Genomic DNA, 16,484 nt, shown 5'->3' on the forward strand with positions numbered 1-16,484 from the left:
GCGGCTCAGCGGGCGCGGTCGTCGTCGAGCACGTCGGCGGCGTGGACGACGATCCTGGGATCGGGGGTGCCGACGATCTCGTGGTCCTTGTTCTCGTACTCGAAAAGGCTCAGCACATGGCGCATGGCCTCGACCCTGGCCCGCTTCTTGTCATTGCTCTTGATCACCGTCCACGGGGCCTCCTCGGTGTCGGTGTGGACGAACATGTCCTCCTTGGCGGCGGTGTACTCCTCCCACTTGTCGAGCGACTTCAGGTCCATCGGCGACAGCTTCCACTGCCGTATCGGATCGACCTGGCGGATGACGAACCGGGTGCGCTGCTCGGAACGTGAGACCGAGAACCAGAACTTCACCAGGTGGATGCCGTCGCGGACGAGCATCCGCTCGAACTCCGGCGTCTGTTCCAGGAACTCCAGGTACTCCCCGGGAGTGCAGAAGCCCATCACCCGCTCGACCCCGGCGCGGTTGTACCAGGAACGGTCGAAGAAGACCATCTCTCCGGCGGACGGCAGGTGGTAGACGTAGCGCTGGAAGTACCACTGGGTGCTCTCGCGCTCGCTCGGCTTCTCCAGCGCCACCACGCTCGCCCCGCGGGGGTTGAGGTGCTCCATGAACCGCTTGATCGTGCCGCCCTTGCCCGCCGCGTCACGCCCCTCGAAGAGGACGACCAGGCGCCCCCCGGTGTCCTTGATCCAGTACTGGAGCTTGAGCATCTCGATCTGGAGCAGCCGCTTGAGCCGGTCGTATTCGGTCCGGTTCATCCGTTCCCCATAGGGATACTTCTCCCGCCAGGTGTCGACGGGGGTGCCGTCCAGGCGGATCAGGATGGGGTCGTCGTCGTCATCGTCGTCGACCCGCAGGCTGGACAGGTCGTCGAGCAGGCCGCCGCGGGCCAGTGCCGAACGGAGGTCCAGAACGGGAAACCGCCCTTCTGCGGGCTCCGCCTCCACCATCGTTCCCTTCCCCTCGGGCGGACACGGGATCCGCCCCCGTCCTGCCCTCTACCTCGCTTTGAGCAGGCTAATCATCGGCGGGCGGCCCGGTTCGCACCGGTCCCGTACGGCGTCACATAAAACCTACTAAACCAGTAGGTCTTGACGGGATTATGGACGCGTGCTGAAGTGATGTCATGCGCCCAGAGCTCCGGCCGACGGTCCGCGGGCACATCGGCCCGCGCCCCCTCCGCCTTTCCTCGTGTCACCGCTGACCCGCTGACGATTCGCCGGCGACGCGCCCCCTCGCGCCCGCCCCCTCCTCCTGGACGGACCAGCCAGAAAGGCCTCGACCATGCCCGTCGAATTCTCGGACACCGACGGCGGTGACACACGTGGAGCATCCGCGAAGGCACCGCCCCCGGCCCCCCGGGTGCGCGCCCATCGCGGCTACGGGGGAAACCGGGTGCTGCTCGCCGCCGCGCCCGCCCGGACCGCCGCACTCCCGGCGGACGGCACGGCGGACACGGAGGCCGGTGGGCCTCTGCTGAAAGTGGTCACCACCCGTCATCCCTGGCGGTGGGTGGCGGCCGCGGGCATCGCGGTGCTGCTGGCCATGGCGGCCAGCGCGCTGATCACCAACCCCGCCTGGGAGTGGGAGGTGGTCGGGGAGTACCTGTTCGCCCCCTCCGTGCTGCGGGCCGTCGTCTTCACCCTGGAACTGACCGCGCTGGGAATCGTCTTCGGCTTCCTGCTCGGCACCGTCCTGGCGCTCATGCGGCTGTCGGGGAACCCGCTGCTCAACTCGGTCGCCTGGGGCTACATCGCCCTGTTCAGGTCGGTCCCGCTGATCCTGCAGCTGCTGTTCTGGTACAACCTGGCGCTGCTGTATCCGAGGATCTCCTTCGGTGTGCCGTTCGGCCCGGCGTTCTTCGACATCGGCACGATGGACCTGATCGGCCCGGTCACCGCCGCCGCGCTCGGCCTCGCCCTACACCAGGCCGCCTACGCCGCGGAGATCGTCCGGGCGGGGCTGCTCTCGGTGGACCGCGGCCAGCGCGAGGCCGCCGCCGCGCTGGGCATCCCCAGGACCAGGCAGCTGTTCCGGATCGTCCTGCCGCAGGCCATGCGGTCGATCGTGCCGATCGCGGGCAACGAGATCATCGGCCTGATCAAGGGCACCTCGGTCGTCTACATCATGGCCCTGCCCGAGCTCTTCTACCAGGTCCAGGTGATCTACAACCGCAACGGCCGGGTCATCGCCCTGCTGCTGGTCGCGACCATCTGGTACCTCGTCATGACCTCGGTGATGTCCGTCGCGCAGCACTACGTCGAGCGGTACTACGGCAGGGGCCGCGGATGAGCGCCGCGATGGTCGAACTGCGGGGCGTGCGCAAGAGCTTCGGCCCCCTCGAAGTGCTGCGCGGGGTGGACCTGCGGGTCGCCCCCGGCGAGGTCACGGTGATCCTGGGTCCCTCGGGGTCGGGCAAGTCGACGCTGCTGCGCACCGTCAACCACCTGGAGAAGGTGGACAGCGGGTCGATCAGCGTCGACGGCGAGCTGGTCGGCTACCGCAGGGTCGGCGACCGGCTGTACGAGCTGCCCGAGCGCGAGATCCTCAGGCAGCGGACCAAGATCGGCTTTGTCTTCCAGAACTTCAACCTCTTCCCGCACCTGACCGTGCACCAGAACGTCACCGAGGCGCCCCTGTCGGCCCAGCGCAGGCCGAAGGCGGAGGTGAACGCGCTGGCGACCCGGCTGCTGGAGCGCGTCGGGCTCGCCGACAAGGCCCGCGCCTACCCCGGCCGGCTCTCCGGCGGCCAGCAGCAGCGGGTGGCCATCGCCCGCGCCCTGGCCCTGGAGCCCAAGGTCATCCTCTTCGACGAGCCGACGTCCGCGCTGGATCCCGAACTCGTCGGTGAGGTGCTCGACGCGGTGCGGGACCTCGCCGGGAGCGGCACCACCATGATCGTCGTCACCCACGAGATCGGCTTCGCCCGCGAGGTCGCCGACACGGTGGTCTTCATGGACGAGGGCCGGATCGTCGAGCAGGGTCCCCCCGCCGAGGTGCTGGACGCCCCCCGGCACGAGCGCACCCGCCTGTTCCTCAGCAAAGTTCTCTGAAACCCGAACAAGGACCGACATGTCGTTCATATCGAGGCTCGCCCCCGCCGCCGTCGCCCTGCCTCTCCTCCTCGCCGCCTGCGGCACCACCGAACCCTCCGCCGGCACCACGGACCGGGCCGAGGTCCCGGTCGCCGCCGCCCCGTCCGGGACCGGCGGCGTCAGGATCAACACATCGCCGGAACAGAACCGGATCCGCGCCGACAAGGTGGACGCGATCGCCGCCAAGGTCCCCGAGGCGATCCGGTCCAGGGGCGAGCTCACCGTGGGCTTCAACGGCGAGGGCGCGCCGCCCCTGGTGTCCCTGGCCGACGACGACACCACCCTGATCGGCGTCGAGACCGATCTCGCCTATCTGATCGCCGACGTGCTGGGCCTGAAGGTGAAGGAGCAGAACACCTCCTGGGAGAACCTGTTCCTGGCCGTCAAGTCCGGCAAGTACGACGCGGTGCTCAACAACGTCACGGTGACCGAGGAGCGCAAGGACATCTACGACTTCGCCACCTACCGGGTGGACCAGCTCGCCTGGCAGGTGGGCGCCTCCAGCCCGATCACCAAGATCGAGAAACCCGCCGACATCGCCGGTCTGAACGTGTCCGTCGGGTCGGGCACCAACCAGGAGAAGATCCTGCTGGAGTGGGACGCGCAGAACCAGAAGGCCGGGCTCGAGGCCGCGCAGATCCAGTACTACCAGAAGTACGGTGACGTCCTGCTCGCCCTGAAATCCGGGCGCATCCAGGCCTACCTGGGCCCGAACCCGCCCATCGCCTACCAGGTCGCCGTCGGCGGCGACAGTAGGATCGTCGGGACGCTCTCGGGCGGCGGGTCGGTCGAGGGCCTGATCGCGGTCATGACCCTGAAGGGCAACGGCCTGGTCCAGCCGATCAGCGAGGCGATCAACACGCTGATCGAGAACGGCAGGTACATCGAGGTGCTCAAGCGCTGGGGCCTGGAGAACGAGGCGCTGTCCAGGTCACTGATCAACCCGCCCGGCCTGCCGAGGCAGCCCAAATGACGGTCGACTCCACCAGACCCGCCACCGGCGCCGAGGACCTCCCACGGATCGGCGCAACCGTCGAGGTGCATCACGTAGCGGTCCGTGACCCGCGGGTCAGGCCGCTCCTTGAGGACCTGCACGCCGAGTACAACAGCCGGTACGGTCCCAACGAGGAGATCAACCGCTACCCCGACGAGCGGTTCACCCCGGAGCGAGGGGGTGCGTTCCTCATCCTCACCGAGAACGGGCAGACCGTCGCCGGGGGCGCGTTCTTCCGTCGCGACGAGGAGACCGCCGAACTCAAGCGGATCTGGACCCATCCGGGCCACCGGCGCCGCGGCCTGGGCGTCGCCGTCGTCCGGGAACTGGAGCGGGAGGCCGCGCGGCAGGGCTACCGCCGGATCCACCTGACCACCGGTCCCCGTCAGCCCGAGGCCGCCGGGCTGTATCTCGCGACCGGATACACCCCGCTCTACGACCAGGACGCCGACCCCGAGACGATCGGCCCGCACCCCTTCGAGAAGACCATCCGGGAGGCGCGGACCGGCTGACCGCGCCGCCGCCCGCCGGCCGTTCCGGCGGACGCTCCCCGGCACTCGGCTCGCGGGCAGTGCCCGCCGGACACCGGCCCTAGGAACGGGCCGAGGAGACCCAGGAGGCGTGCAGGTCGGCGTAGACGCCCGGCTGCCGTACCAGTTCGGCGTGCGGGCCGCGCTGCACGATCCGGCCCCGGTCGAAGACGAACACCTCGTCGGCCGCCTCGGCGGTGGAGAGCCGGTGGGCGATGGAGACGGCGGTGCGGCCCCGGGTGACGCCCTCCAGGGCGCGGGCCAGCCGTACCTCCGTCGCCGGGTCCACCGCGGAGGTGGCCTCGTCCAGCAGCAGCAGGTCGGGGTCGGCCAGGTAGGCGCGGGCCAGCGCGACGAGCTGGCGCTCGCCGGCCGACAGTGACTCGCCGCGCTGGCCCACCCTGGTCGACAGGTCGGCGGGCAGCCCCTCCAGCCAGTCGGCGAGCCCCAGCTCGGTCATCGCCAGCCGGATCTCCTCCTCGGTCGCCGAGGGGCGGCCGAAGGCGATGTTCTCGGCCAGGGTGCCGTCGAACAGGAACCCGTCCTGCGGGACCATGACGATGCGCCGGCGCAGCGAGGAGAACCTCACGGTCCGCAGGTCGTGGCCGTCCACCGTGATCCGTCCCGAGACCGGGTCCATCAGGCGGGTGAGCAGCTTGGCGAAGGTGGTCTTGCCCGAGCCGGTCTCCCCCACCACCGCGATCCGCGAGCGTGGCGGGATGTCCGCCGAGACCTCGTGCAGCACCGGCGCCCCGCCGGGATAGGCGAACCCGACGTTCTCGAAGGAGACCGAGATGGGACCGCGCGGCAGCTCGACCCCCTCCGGGCCCGGGTCGGCGACGTCGGGCGGGGTGTCGAGCACGCCGAGGATGCGCCGCCATCCGGCGATGGCGTTCTGCGCCTCGTTGAGCACCTCGGTGGCGATCTGCATCGGCGAGACGAACAGCGTGATGAGGAACAGGAAGGCGACCAGGCGCCCCACGGTGATCTCGCCGGCCAGGCCGAGCCGCACCCCGACCAGCACCACGGCGGCCAGGGCCACCGAGGCGACGATCTCGGTCAGCGGGAACACCGTCGCGACGATCCGCTGGGTGCGGGCCTGCGCCGCCTTGTTGGCGTCGATCGCGACGTCGAGCCTTTCCGCGGTACGGGCCTCGGAGCCGTGGGCCCTGATCACCGCGGCGCCGACCACCGACTCGCTGACCGCCGAGAGCATGTCGCCGGTGCGCTCGCGGACCCGGGTGTAGGCGCCCGACAGCCACCGCTGGAAGCGCGGCAGGACGACCATGAGCGGCAGGAAGCAGGCCCACACGGTCAGGGTGAGCTGCCAGGAGTAGACGAACATCAGCACGGTGGCGACCAGGAGCTGCCCCAGGGCGATGATGATCATCAGCCCGCCCCACTGCATGAACGTGCTGATCTGGTCGACGTCGCCGGTGACCCGGGAGACGAGGGCGCCGCGCCGCTCGGAGTTCTGGGTGAGCACCGACAGGTCGTGCACGTGCCGGAAGCCGCGCACCCTGAGCGTGGCCAGGGAGGACTCGGTGGCCCGGTAGAGGCGGACGTTCATCAGGTACGCGCACAGCGCGGTGAGCACCACGGCGGCGGCGCACCACAGCACCGCGGTGCGCACGTAGGCCAGGTCGGGGGCCGCTCCGCCGAGCCCGGTGTCGATGGTCTGCTGCACCGCGATCGGTACGATGATCTTGCCGACCGTGGCCACCACGGCCAGCGCGAGCGTCCCGGCCAGCCCCTTGCGGAACTCCGGCGTGAGCGAGAGCCCATGCCTGACGGTGGCCATCCCGGAACGCTCGACCCCCTGAAACGAGCTCAAGCGCTGACCTCTTCCTCTTGCTCGGCGTCGAGCGCCTCGCGCTCGGCCTCCTGACGTTCGTAGGCGGTGACCAGGTTGCGGTAGCCCTCGCAGCGGGCGAGCAGCTCCGCGTGGCCGCCCTGGTCGACGACCCGGCCGTGCTCCAGGTAGACGACCTCGTCGGCCAGGGCGATGGTGGCCATCCGGTAGGCGATGACGACCACCGTGGAGGCCTGGGCCGCGTCCCTCAGCCCGTACAGGATCCTGGCCTCGACCTGCGGGTCGACGCTGGAGGTGGCGTCGTCCAGGACGAGCAGCCGGGGACGGCGCACCAGCGCGCGGGCCAGCGCGATCCGCTGGCGCTGGCCACCGGAGAGGCTGGTGCCGCGCTCGCCGACCTGGGTGTCCAGCCCCGAGGGGAGGGCGCTGACGAACCCCTCGGCCTGGGCCAGGCGCAGTGCCGCCCAGACGTCCTCGTCGCCGACCGGCCGGCCGAGGGTGACGTTGCCCCGTACGGTGTCGTCGAACAGGAACGTCTGCTGCGGCACCAGTGCCACCGCGTCGCTGACCCCGCCCCTGGTGACCTCGCGCAGGTCCGTGCCGTCCAGCAGGACGGTGCCCCGTACCGGATCGACCAGGCGGACGAAGGTCTGGGCGAGCGTGGACTTGCCCGACCCGGTGGGGCCGACCAGTGCGACGGTGCGGCCGGGGGCGACCTCCAGGCTCACGTCGTGCAGAACGGGGAAGTCGGCGTCACCGTCACCGCCGCCGTAGGCGTAACCGAGGCCGCGGACCTCCAGCCCGGCGGGGGCGGTGCCGGCCAGCTCGGCGGCGCCGTGCTCCATGGAGCCGGTCGCGTCGAGCACCGCCCGGATCCGCTGGTAGCCGACGACGGCCCGGGGCAGCTCGGCGAGCACCCAGCCCAGCGCGCGGATCGGGAAGGCCAGCAGGGTGAACAGGTAGGCGACCTGGACGAGCACGCCGGAGCCGATCGCGCCGCTCTCCAGCCGCATCGCGCCGATCAGCAGCACGGCGAGCACGCCCAGGGTGGGCAGCGCCTCAAGGACCGGGTCGAACAGGCCGCGGACCCGGCCGACGGCGATGTTGGCGTCGCGCAGCTCATCGGCCTTGGCCAGGAACCTGGCGGTCTCCTCGTCCTCGCGGCCGAGTGTCTTGACGACCAGGGCTCCGTCGAAGCTCTCGTGGGCGATCTCGCTGACCTCCGCGCGCAACTGCTGGGCGCGGGTGGCCAGCGGGTTGAGCCTGCGCTGGTAGACCAGGTTGAGCACGGCGATGGCGGGAAAGACCAGGAAACCGACGAGAGCAAGGATCGGGTCGGTGATCACCATTGCGACGGCCGCGGTGACCAGCATCACCACGACGCCGACCGCCATCGGCAGCGGCGCGAGCGGCGCCCACGCGGCCTCGACGTCGGCGCCGGCGTTCGACAGCAGCTGCCCGGTCGGGTGCCGGTGGTGCCAGGCCAGCGGGAGCCTCAGGTACTGGCGGGTGACGTCCTGGCGGGAGCGGGCCTGCATCCGGTACTGCATGACCCCGGCGAAATACCGCCGTCCCGCCACGCCCAGCGCCTTGAGCAGGGAGACTCCGAGGATGAGGAGCGCGCCGACGGCCAGCGCGCCGGTCGTGATCCGCCCGTTCTCGAAGGCGGGCAGCACGACGTGGTCGGTCGCCCAGCCGAGCGCCCACGCCGCGGCGACGGTCATCAGGCCGTACAGGGCGCTGGACAGCACCGCGGCAGCGAAGATCGACTTCTCGGCCCGGATCGCCACCCCGAGGACACCGAGTCCCTGTCGCATGACCGCGCCTGTCACCTTGCTCGCCACGCGGGAGGTGTCCTTTCGACGGGAAACATTGCTACCTGAATCCCAATCACTCTGGATCATCTGGTTATTCCCGAACCACCTCCGACAAGATCACACCCACACCTCTGGTTGCTCGCACAACGACCTTGTTAGGATCACCGAATGAATCACGCCCGCGCCGAACGCGCCGCGCTCAGCGACCTGTTCGCCCGGCTCGGCCCGGATGCCCCTACGCTCTGCGAGGGCTGGACCACCTTCGACCTCGCCGCCCACCTCGTGCTGCGCGAGCGCCGCCCCGACGCGCTCGGCGGCATCCTCCTCAAGCCGCTGGCCGGATACACCGACAGGGTGCAGGAGTCGTTGAAGACCAGGAAGGGCTACCCGGGCCTCGTCGAGCTCGTGCGCTCGGGGCCGTCCGGGTTCTACCGCCTTCCCGGCCTCGACCAGACCGTCAACACCGCGGAGCTCTTCATCCACCACGAGGACGTACGGCGCGCGCAGCGGGTCTGGGAGCCGCGCGAGCTGCCCGCCGACCTTGAGGAGAGGTTCTGGAAGCAGATCCGCGCCGGCATCCGGGTGTTCCTCCGCCGCTCCCCCGTCCGGGTGGTCCTGCACCGCATCGGCGGAGGCGTCGCCATCGGCGGCCCCAGGGACGCCCCGCAGCAGGTCGAGGTGACCGGCCGGGCCGGGGAGCTGCTGCTGTTCTGCTTCGGCCGCCAGGCCCACGCCAAGGTCGACGTCAGCGGCGGCGACGAGGCGGTCGCCAGGCTGATGGACGCCCCCCTGGGCGTCTGAGCCGGACCGGCGGCGGCACGAGGCCGCCGCCTCCCGGGCCGTACGGCCCGATCAGCCCACGTTCCGGCGCGGGGCCTTCGGCGGGAGCGGGAAGAAGCCGCTGGTGCGGCGGACGTAGTCGGCGTAGCCCGGACGAGAGCGCGACAGCTGACTCTCCAGCAGCGGCTTGCCGGTCTTGGCCACCAGGAAGTACGTCATGAGCACCGGGGAGAGCACCGTCAGGACACCGGGCCACTGGTCGGCGGCGATGAGGAACAGCCCCCACCACACGCAGGCGTCGCCGAAGTAGTTGGGGTGGCGGGTGTAGCGCCACAGCCCGGTGTCCAGCACCTTGCCCCTGCTGCCCGGGTCCGCGCGGAAGCGGGCGAGCTGCTGATCGCCGACCGCCTCGAAGACGAACCCCACCAGCCAGACGACCGTCCCCGCCCAGGCGACCGGGCCCGGCGGCTCGGTGCCGAGCATGGCCACCTGGACCGGAAGCGAGACGAACAGCAGGCTGGCGCCCTGGATGAGGTAGACCACGCGAACCGCGTACCAGGTCCGGCTGCCGGGCGCGCGGGCGAGCATCCGCTCGTAGCGAGGGTCCTCTCCCTCACCGACGTTGCGCCGCCCGATGTGCACCGCCAGCCGGACCCCCCAGATCACGGTGAGCGCCAGCGCCAGCAGCCGCCGCAGCGGATCCCCTTCGGACAGCAGGTACGACACCAGGGCCACGAGCGCGAAACCGAGCCCCCAGGCCACGTCGATCACCGAGTGCCGGCCCACCCTCAGCGCCACGGCCAGGGTCAGCACCAGCAGCACCGCGACGGCGGCGGCGGAGGCCGCCAGGGACCACCAGAACATCACGATCTCCTTTCGAGGGTGAACTGCCAGACGTCCAGGTAGCGCGACCGGAAACCCGCCTCCGAGTAGGCGAGGTAGAGCGTCCACATCCGGTGGAAGACCTCGTCGAAGCCGAGCGCGCCGATGGCGTGGACGCGCTCCAGGTAGCGCTCGCGCCAGAGCCGCAGCGTCTCGGCGTAGTCCTCACGCAACGAGAGGCGGTCCAGCACGCGCAGGTTCCCGAGGTTCTCCTCGACCGCCCGCACCGAAGGCAGCATGCCGCCGGGGAAGATGTACTTCTGCACCCAGGTGTGGGTGTCGAGGGTGGCCAGCATCCGGTCGTGCGGCATGGTGATCGCCTGGATCGCGATCCGGCCGCCGGGAGCCAGCAGCTCCTCCAGCGTGCGGAAGTAGACGGGCCAGTAGCGGGCACCGACCGCCTCGATCATCTCGACGCTGACGATCGCGTCGTAGCTCCCGTCCACCTCGCGGTAGTCGGCCGGCAGGATCTCCACCCGGTCCGACAGCCCCGCCTCCGCGATCCGCGCGCCGGCCAGCGCCCGCTGCTGCTGCGAGAGCGTGACGGTGGTGACGGCCGCGCCACGCGAGGCGGCGCGCAGCGCGAGCTCGCCCCAGCCGGTGCCGATCTCCAGCAGCCGGGTACCGGCACCGACCCCCGCCTGGTCGAGCAATCTGTCGATCTTGGCCCGCTGGGCGCCGGCGAGCGTCTCCCAGGACGCGGGCCCGTCGAACAGGGCGGCCGAGTAGGTCATGGTCTCGTCCAGGAACTCGGCGAACAGCTCGTTGGACAGGTCGTAGTGGCGACGCACGTTACGCCGGGCGTCCCGCTCCGCGCCGCGCTGGTCGCCGGGCATCCGGCGCACGGCCAGCCGCCGCAGCCGCTGCAGCGCGGGCGGCACCAGCGTGGTCAGCCGCTCGGCCAGCACGGTGAGCACCCCGGGCAGGTCGTCGGCCTCCCAGTCGCCCGCCATGTACGCCTCGCCGAAGCCGATCAGTCCCGAGGCGCCGACCCTGCGGTGGAAGTCCTCGGGGCGGCGCAGGCGCATCACCGGACCGCCGGCGCCGAGCCGCTCGCCACCGGGCAGTTCGACGGTCAGGGGCAGCCGCCGTACGGCGCGCCGGAAGAGCAGCCGGGCGATCGCGCCGCGCGATCGCGAGCCGGGAACCGTGCGGACGTCTGGCCAGAACACGGGGGCGTGTCCGGTCGTCGCGGTCATCTGGACCCTCCCGGGGGAATTGTTTCGAGGCCGCGCAGGTACAGGGAGATGCCCTGGCGGCGGATCCTGACGCTGCCCGCCAGGGGGGCCATCGGGTATCTGGCGGCCAGCCGGTAGAGCCAGGCCGCGGTCGCCGGGCGGCGGCGCCCGCGCAGCCCCGCCACGAAGGGCGGCTGCCCCTCGCGGTGCAGCACGACGCTGAGCGCGAGCCGCTCACCGGGCTCGGGCAGGCTGAGCCGGTAGTGGCCGTCCACGCCGTTGAACGGCGAGACGCGGAACTCCTTGGCCACCTCGCTCTCGCCGGGGCGCAGCAGGTAGCGGTGGCGCCCGCCGTAGGTGTTGTGCACCTCGGCGACCACGACGACGCCGTCGGCGGTGTCGCACCAGTAGACGGTCAGCGGGTTGAACACGTGGCCGAGCACCCGGGCGTGGGTGAGCATCCTGATCCGGCCCGCGACGATCCCGCACGCGGCCAGGAAGACCTCGACGTTCTCCCTGATGCTCAGCGCGGGGTCGCCGGCGTGGTCGCGCGCGTGGAACGCGGCCAGCGGGCGGTTGCGCGGCAGCCGGTCCAGGTCCACCAGCCACATGTAGGAGCGGTGGCCGAAGGCGTTGCGCACCGGCGCCGAGCGGACGTGAGTGATCACGCACTCGTACAGCGCGGCCTCGGCCGGCGCGCTCACCAGCGCGCCCCGAGCGCCTCGGCCGCGCGCGCACCCGAGCGGCAGCCGTCCTCGTGAAAACCCCAGCCGTGGTAGGCGCCCGCGTAGGCGACCACCCCGTCGTCGAGGCCGGGCAGCCGCTCCTGGGCGGCGACCGACTCGGGGGTGTGGACCGGATGCTCGTAGACCATCCTGGCGATCACCCGCTCGTCGGGGATCTCGGTGCCCAGGCTCACCAGGTGCGCCTCGGGCGCGCCCAGCCGTTGCAGCCGGTTCATGTCGTAGGTGACCCGCACCCCGTCCGCACCCGCCGCGCACGAGTCCATCCGGTAGTTCCACGAGGCCCGCGCGCGCCGCGCGCCGGGCAGCACCGAGGCGTCGGTGTGCAGGGTCGCCGGGTTGCGGGAATAGGCGAACGCGCCCAGGACGTCGCGCTCGCCGGGGGTGGGGTCGGCCAGCAGGCGCAGCGCCTGGTCGGGGTGGGTGGCGACGACCGCCGCGTCGAAGCGGTGTACGGCGCCGTCGGCCTGGAACTCGACTCCCGCACCGGTGCGGCGCAGTGCCCGTACCGGGGTGGAGGTGTGCACGGCGGTGAGGGACTTGGCGATCCGCTCGACGTACTCGCGCGAGCCCCCGGTGACCGTACGCCACTTCGGGGAGCCCGAGACGCTGAGCATGCCGTGGTTGGCCAGGAAGGCGAACAGGTAGCGCGCCGGGTAGCGCCCGACGACGGACGGGGGGCACGACCAGACCGCCGACACCAGCGGGGTCACGAAGTGGGCGACGAGGTAGGGGGAGAAACCCGCGACGAACTCTCCCAGCGTGCGGTCGTCGCCGCGCTCCAGCGCCGCGCGGGCCAGCCGGTGGAAGCGCGGCACCTCGGCGAGCATTCTCAGGTAGGCGGGGCGGGCCAGGCTGGAGGCGGTGGCGAACAGGCCGGACGCCTTCCTGCCGCCCGCGTACTCCAGGCCGCAGCCCCCGCACGAGACCGACATGCTCATGTCGGACGGCTGGGTCCGCACGCCCAGCTCGGCGAAGAGCCGGGTGAGGTGGGGATAGGTCCGCTCGTTGTGCACGATGAACCCGCTGTCCACCGCCAGCGTGCGGCCGTCGCCCGACGGCACGTCGTGGGTGTGGGCGTGCCCGCCGATCCGCTCGTCGGCCTCGAACAGCGTGACGTCGTCGCTCCGCTGCAGCACGTACGCCGCGGTCAGCCCGGCCACCCCGCTGCCCACGACGGCGATCCTGCGCCTTTCCATCAATGTCCTCTCATAACAGGGCAGATCAGACCGTCAGTCGGGGCGGCCCCGCGGGGGCACGCGTGCCCGTCGAGCGCCCGACCGGTATCGCGGGCACGCCGAGCCGCTCGGCGGTCTCGCGCGGGTCCGCCACCGGCGAGACCTCCTCGCCGTTCCGGCCACGCGTCCGGAACCTCGGCCGTGGGACCACGACGTCGTGTCCGCGCACGGCCCGGTACGCGGCCCGTTCGAAGGGGATCGGCCGCGGGCCGATGGCTGTGAGCACGCCCGCCGTGCAGGGTGAGCACCGCGCGGACAAATCGGGTCATATGGGGGCCCCTCGGGTCGGTTCGCCCCTTTATTCGGAACCCCGGGGCACCCGGATGCCACCGGCCACCAAGTCCCCTTGGTTTTTTCGGCAGAGGTTCCCACACACCGGTATCCGCGATCCCGCCGCCCGCCCCTAGCCCTACCGGTATACCTGGCTGTGAGGATTGGACAGGAGAGCCTCAGCCACCGCACGATGGCTGGTGTGACCTATGCCAAACTCGCGACCAGACCATGGTTTGCCCCTGTGGGATGGGTATGATCATCAAAATCCGGGAGCCACCCGGGCCGCAGATGCCAAAGATCGATAAAATTCGGGTATATACGGCTGGGATTGGAACTGCCAGGAGGCCCCCATGCAGGTCAAGAAGGTCCTCACCTACCTCGGGGTAGCGTTCGTGGTCTTCTATCTGTTCACCAAGCCCGCCGAGGCGGCGGGCGCGGTCAACGGAGTCTTCGACGGGATCGTGAGGGGAGCAGACCAGTTGGCTCTGTTCGTGACACGAGTACTTAGCTGACCGACCGGCGGGGACCCACCCGCCCCGAACCATGTCATCCGCGCTCCCGACCGATCCACGGGGGAGCGCCCCACTCCCCGACACCGGACCGCCGCACCGTCTGCTTCGCCGATCCCGAGAGCACGTCACAAGGATCGCCGCAGGCCGCCACCCCCTACCCGTGAGCCCCCGACGAAACCCCATCCGCCGCCCAGAGCCGCGCGGCGAACGCCCTGACCCGATCATGGACGACCACGGGAAACATCACGGCACTCCCTTGATGATCTTTCCGGCACCTTGAAGGGAAGGTCCGTTTCTCGTACGGGGAGATCGTTCATGCGGGGCACGCGGGGTTTCTCCCTGGTCGGGTCGCTCATCGCCGGAGCCGTCACGTTCGGCCTACCGGCGACCTCACAGGTCGCCTTCGCGACCCCCGTATCGGTCCGGGCACCGTCCCCCACCCCATCACCGGCCTCCACCCCGATGTCCGGCCCCAACGGTCCGGCAACGGTGGGGACGACGGCCGGCGACGGGACCGGGCGGCCCGTCGTGCGGGGCACCGCTTCCCCGCCGCCTTCCGCCCACCCGTTCTTCGGCCACTTCGGAGCCCCCGTCGACCGGCCGCTGAGGGGCAGGATCACCCTGGCCGACCCGACCGGCGCGAGGCTCGCCTTCAGGGTGGCCGACCCCACCCTGCTGCCCGCCGGGATCACGATCGACGCCGACGGCCTGCTCGGCGGCGCCTCCCGGGTGCCCGGCATCTGGACGGTCCCGGTCGAGGCGTGCACCCCCTCCGGCGCCTGCGCCGGAGGGGCGGTGACGATCACCGTCACCTGCCGCTGCGCCCGCCCGCTCTCCCCTGCCGCCCCCGCGACGCCGAACGCCCGGCAGTAGCGCAGTTCCACCACAAAACATGCTGGAACCCCACGAACCGATCCAGTGGAAACACCGGGGTGCTTCCACTCTTCCCGGGGACGTGTTAGGCAGAAAGCGTGGGAGATCATCGCGACACCGGCGGAGCCGACACGCTCGATGCCCCGACACGGCGCGTCGTCGAACGCATCATCGAACGCGTCGACACCGACGGCATCAGACTGATCCGCTTCCTGTACGCCGACCACGGCGGCGTGATCAGAGGCAAGGCCACCTCCCGCGCCATGCTGGCCGAACGGCTCCGTACCGGCATCGGGCACACCGTCGCGATGATGGCGATGAACATGCTCGACGAACTCCAGGACGTCACGGGTCTCGGCCCGGTCGGCGAGGTCCGCCTCGTCCCGGACCCGACCACCTTCGTCCAGCTGCCCTACGCCCCCGGCTCGGCCGCCATGCTGTCGGACCTGCGCCAGGTCGACGGCTCCCCCTGGCCCGCCTGCCCGCGCACCTTCCTGCGCGAGGCCGTGGCCGCCCTGGCCGACGAGGACCGTGTCCTCGTCGCCGCCTTCGAACCCGAGTTCACCCTCGGCCGCCGCGAGCCCGACCCCGGCGGCGGCCTGGACCGCCTGATCCCCGCCGACGACAGCCTCTGCTACTCGACGACCGGCTTCAACCAGGCCCACGACTACGCGACGACTTTGATCCACGCCCTGGAGAGCCAGGGCCTGCGGATCGAGCACTACCACCCGGAACTGGGCCACGGCCAGCAGGAGCTGTCGATCCGCCACACCTCCGCCCTGCACGCCGCCGACAACCACCTGATCTACCGCGAGACCGTCAGGGGCGTCGCCACCCGCATGTCGATGTGGGCCTCCCTCGCCCCCAAACCCCTCGCCGACCAGGCGGGCAACGGCACCCACCTGCACCTGTCCCTCTGGGACCCCGCCCTGCGCACCAACGTCTTCGCCGACCCCGCCGACCGGTACGGCCTGTCGGTCACGGCCTACCACTTCATCGGCGGCCTGATCGCCCACCTGCCCGCGCTCACCGCGCTGACCTGCGGCTCGGTGAACAGCTTCCGGCGTCTCACCCCGAGGGCGTGGTCGAGCGCGTACGCCTGCTACGGAATGGACAACCGGGAGGCCGCGGTGCGCATCTGCTCCCCCACCGGTCAGGACGCCGCGGCGTCCACCAACCTGGAGCTGAAACCCTCCGACTCCTCGGCCAACCCCTACCTGTCGCTCGGCGCCGTCATCCACGCCGGTCTGGACGGCATCCGCCGCCAACTCGACCCCGGTGCCCCCGTCAACGTCGACCCCGCCACCCTCCCCGCCGGCCAGGTCCCCCGCCTTCCGGCCTGTCTGGAGGAGGCCCTGGACGCCCTGGAGGCCGACGACGTCCTCATGCGCGCTCTCGGCCCGCTGCGCGCCTCCGCCTACCTCGCCGTCAAACGCTCGGAGGTCCGCTCCTTCGCCGCCCACGACGCCGCCTACGAACTGTTCCACCACTTCCGGGTCTTCTGACCATTCCAGTGGGCGACACCGAGTGACCTCGACGGCGGGGCCGGACAGGCTGCCGGCATGGCGGGTGACAAACGGCCGGCACCGGCTAAGGGAGCCGCCGACGCCGACGGCAGGTGAGACACCGCGGCACGGGCACCGTCAGACGAGACCGCCTCCCGCTACCGGGCGGCCGGATAACCCCGCGTGTCAATCGTCACCAGCACCGGCTCCGACGGCAACCGGTCCTCGCGAGGGTTCAGTACCCGAGC

At 71.1% G+C, this 16,484-nt stretch carries 16 protein-coding genes; 8 read left to right on the forward strand and 8 right to left on the reverse strand.

Going from position 1 to position 16,484, the window contains the following annotated elements; translation table 11 throughout:
* Window positions 1-5: 5 nt before the first annotated feature.
* Window positions 6-953, reverse strand: coding sequence for a polyphosphate kinase 2 (ppk2, locus tag ACFQVD_RS16650; RefSeq protein WP_343968689.1), 948 nt, complete (start codon window positions 951-953; stop codon window positions 6-8).
* 334 nt (window positions 954-1,287) lie between these two features.
* Here ppk2 and ACFQVD_RS16655 point away from each other — a divergent pair, with 334 nt between their 5' ends.
* Genes ACFQVD_RS16655 through ACFQVD_RS16670 form a run of 4 tightly spaced genes read left to right on the forward strand, consistent with a single transcriptional unit; the run spans window position 1,288 to window position 4,604 of the window.
* The gene (locus ACFQVD_RS16655; protein ID WP_343968687.1) at window positions 1,288-2,295 is read left to right on the forward strand and encodes an amino acid ABC transporter permease; all 1,008 of its coding nucleotides are present in this window, start codon (window positions 1,288-1,290) and stop codon (window positions 2,293-2,295) included.
* Entirely contained in the window at window positions 2,292-3,056 is a 765-nt protein-coding gene (locus ACFQVD_RS16660; RefSeq protein WP_343968685.1) for an amino acid ABC transporter ATP-binding protein, read from the forward strand. Before ACFQVD_RS16655 ends, ACFQVD_RS16660 begins: the two co-directional genes overlap by 4 nt.
* Window positions 3,057-3,075: 19 nt before the next feature.
* On the forward strand, window positions 3,076-4,071 hold the full coding sequence (locus ACFQVD_RS16665; protein ID WP_343968683.1) for an ABC transporter substrate-binding protein: 996 nt from the start codon (window positions 3,076-3,078) through the stop codon (window positions 4,069-4,071).
* Window positions 4,068-4,604 (forward strand): GNAT family N-acetyltransferase, encoded by a 537-nt coding sequence (locus tag ACFQVD_RS16670; protein WP_343968681.1) that lies wholly within the window; start codon window positions 4,068-4,070, stop codon window positions 4,602-4,604. Before ACFQVD_RS16665 ends, ACFQVD_RS16670 begins: the two co-directional genes overlap by 4 nt.
* A 79-nt stretch (window positions 4,605-4,683) precedes the next feature.
* On the opposite strand, the gene ACFQVD_RS16675 is transcribed toward ACFQVD_RS16670, so the two are convergent.
* Together ACFQVD_RS16675 and ACFQVD_RS16680 are read right to left on the reverse strand one after the other, a co-directional pair.
* A complete protein-coding gene (locus ACFQVD_RS16675) occupies window positions 4,684-6,423 on the reverse strand; it encodes an ABC transporter ATP-binding protein (RefSeq protein ID WP_343968925.1) in 1,740 nt (579 codons plus the stop codon).
* Between the two features lie 29 nt (window positions 6,424-6,452).
* Window positions 6,453-8,252 carry an ABC transporter ATP-binding protein gene (locus ACFQVD_RS16680; RefSeq protein ID WP_343968679.1) on the reverse strand — a complete coding sequence of 600 codons (1,800 nt, stop codon included), beginning with the start codon at window positions 8,250-8,252 and terminating at the stop codon, window positions 6,453-6,455.
* A gap of 168 nt (window positions 8,253-8,420) precedes the next feature.
* Here ACFQVD_RS16680 and ACFQVD_RS16685 point away from each other — a divergent pair, with 168 nt between their 5' ends.
* Window positions 8,421-9,053, forward strand: coding sequence for a TIGR03085 family metal-binding protein (locus ACFQVD_RS16685; protein ID WP_343968677.1), 633 nt, complete (start codon window positions 8,421-8,423; stop codon window positions 9,051-9,053).
* 51 nt (window positions 9,054-9,104) lie between these two features.
* On the opposite strand, the gene ACFQVD_RS16690 is transcribed toward ACFQVD_RS16685, so the two are convergent.
* The 5 genes from ACFQVD_RS16690 to ACFQVD_RS16710 are packed head-to-tail and all read right to left on the reverse strand — an operon-like array spanning window position 9,105 to window position 13,299.
* Window positions 9,105-9,896 (reverse strand): DUF1295 domain-containing protein, encoded by a 792-nt coding sequence (locus ACFQVD_RS16690; protein WP_343968675.1) that lies wholly within the window; start codon window positions 9,894-9,896, stop codon window positions 9,105-9,107.
* Window positions 9,896-11,113: a cyclopropane-fatty-acyl-phospholipid synthase family protein gene (locus ACFQVD_RS16695; RefSeq protein WP_343968672.1), complete on the reverse strand. Its 1,218-nt coding sequence runs from the start codon at window positions 11,111-11,113 to the stop codon at window positions 9,896-9,898. The genes ACFQVD_RS16690 and ACFQVD_RS16695 overlap by 1 nt, the downstream gene beginning before the upstream one ends.
* Window positions 11,110-11,796 (reverse strand): DUF1365 domain-containing protein, encoded by a 687-nt coding sequence (locus ACFQVD_RS16700; RefSeq protein ID WP_343968670.1) that lies wholly within the window; start codon window positions 11,794-11,796, stop codon window positions 11,110-11,112. Before ACFQVD_RS16700 ends, ACFQVD_RS16695 begins: the two co-directional genes overlap by 4 nt.
* A complete protein-coding gene (locus ACFQVD_RS16705) occupies window positions 11,793-13,034 on the reverse strand; it encodes an NAD(P)/FAD-dependent oxidoreductase (protein ID WP_343968668.1) in 1,242 nt (413 codons plus the stop codon). Before ACFQVD_RS16705 ends, ACFQVD_RS16700 begins: the two co-directional genes overlap by 4 nt.
* A gap of 25 nt (window positions 13,035-13,059) precedes the next feature.
* Window positions 13,060-13,299 (reverse strand): hypothetical protein, encoded by a 240-nt coding sequence (locus ACFQVD_RS16710; RefSeq protein WP_343968666.1) that lies wholly within the window; start codon window positions 13,297-13,299, stop codon window positions 13,060-13,062.
* A 397-nt stretch (window positions 13,300-13,696) separates the two neighbouring features.
* Between ACFQVD_RS16710 and ACFQVD_RS16715 the strand changes: the two genes are divergently transcribed.
* From ACFQVD_RS16715 to ACFQVD_RS16725, 3 genes are all read left to right on the forward strand, one after another.
* Entirely contained in the window at window positions 13,697-13,858 is a 162-nt protein-coding gene (locus ACFQVD_RS16715) for a hypothetical protein (protein ID WP_169750203.1), read from the forward strand.
* A gap of 315 nt (window positions 13,859-14,173) precedes the next feature.
* Window positions 14,174-14,731 (forward strand): hypothetical protein, encoded by a 558-nt coding sequence (locus tag ACFQVD_RS16720; RefSeq protein ID WP_343968662.1) that lies wholly within the window; start codon window positions 14,174-14,176, stop codon window positions 14,729-14,731.
* Between the two features lie 98 nt (window positions 14,732-14,829).
* Window positions 14,830-16,236, forward strand: coding sequence for a glutamine synthetase family protein (locus ACFQVD_RS16725; protein WP_343968660.1), 1,407 nt, complete (start codon window positions 14,830-14,832; stop codon window positions 16,234-16,236).
* Window positions 16,237-16,484: the final 248 nt, after the last annotated feature.

The sequence above is a fragment of the Streptosporangium amethystogenes subsp. fukuiense genome (assembly GCF_042665875.1).
Lineage (GTDB): Bacteria > Actinomycetota > Actinomycetes > Streptosporangiales > Streptosporangiaceae > Streptosporangium > Streptosporangium fukuiense.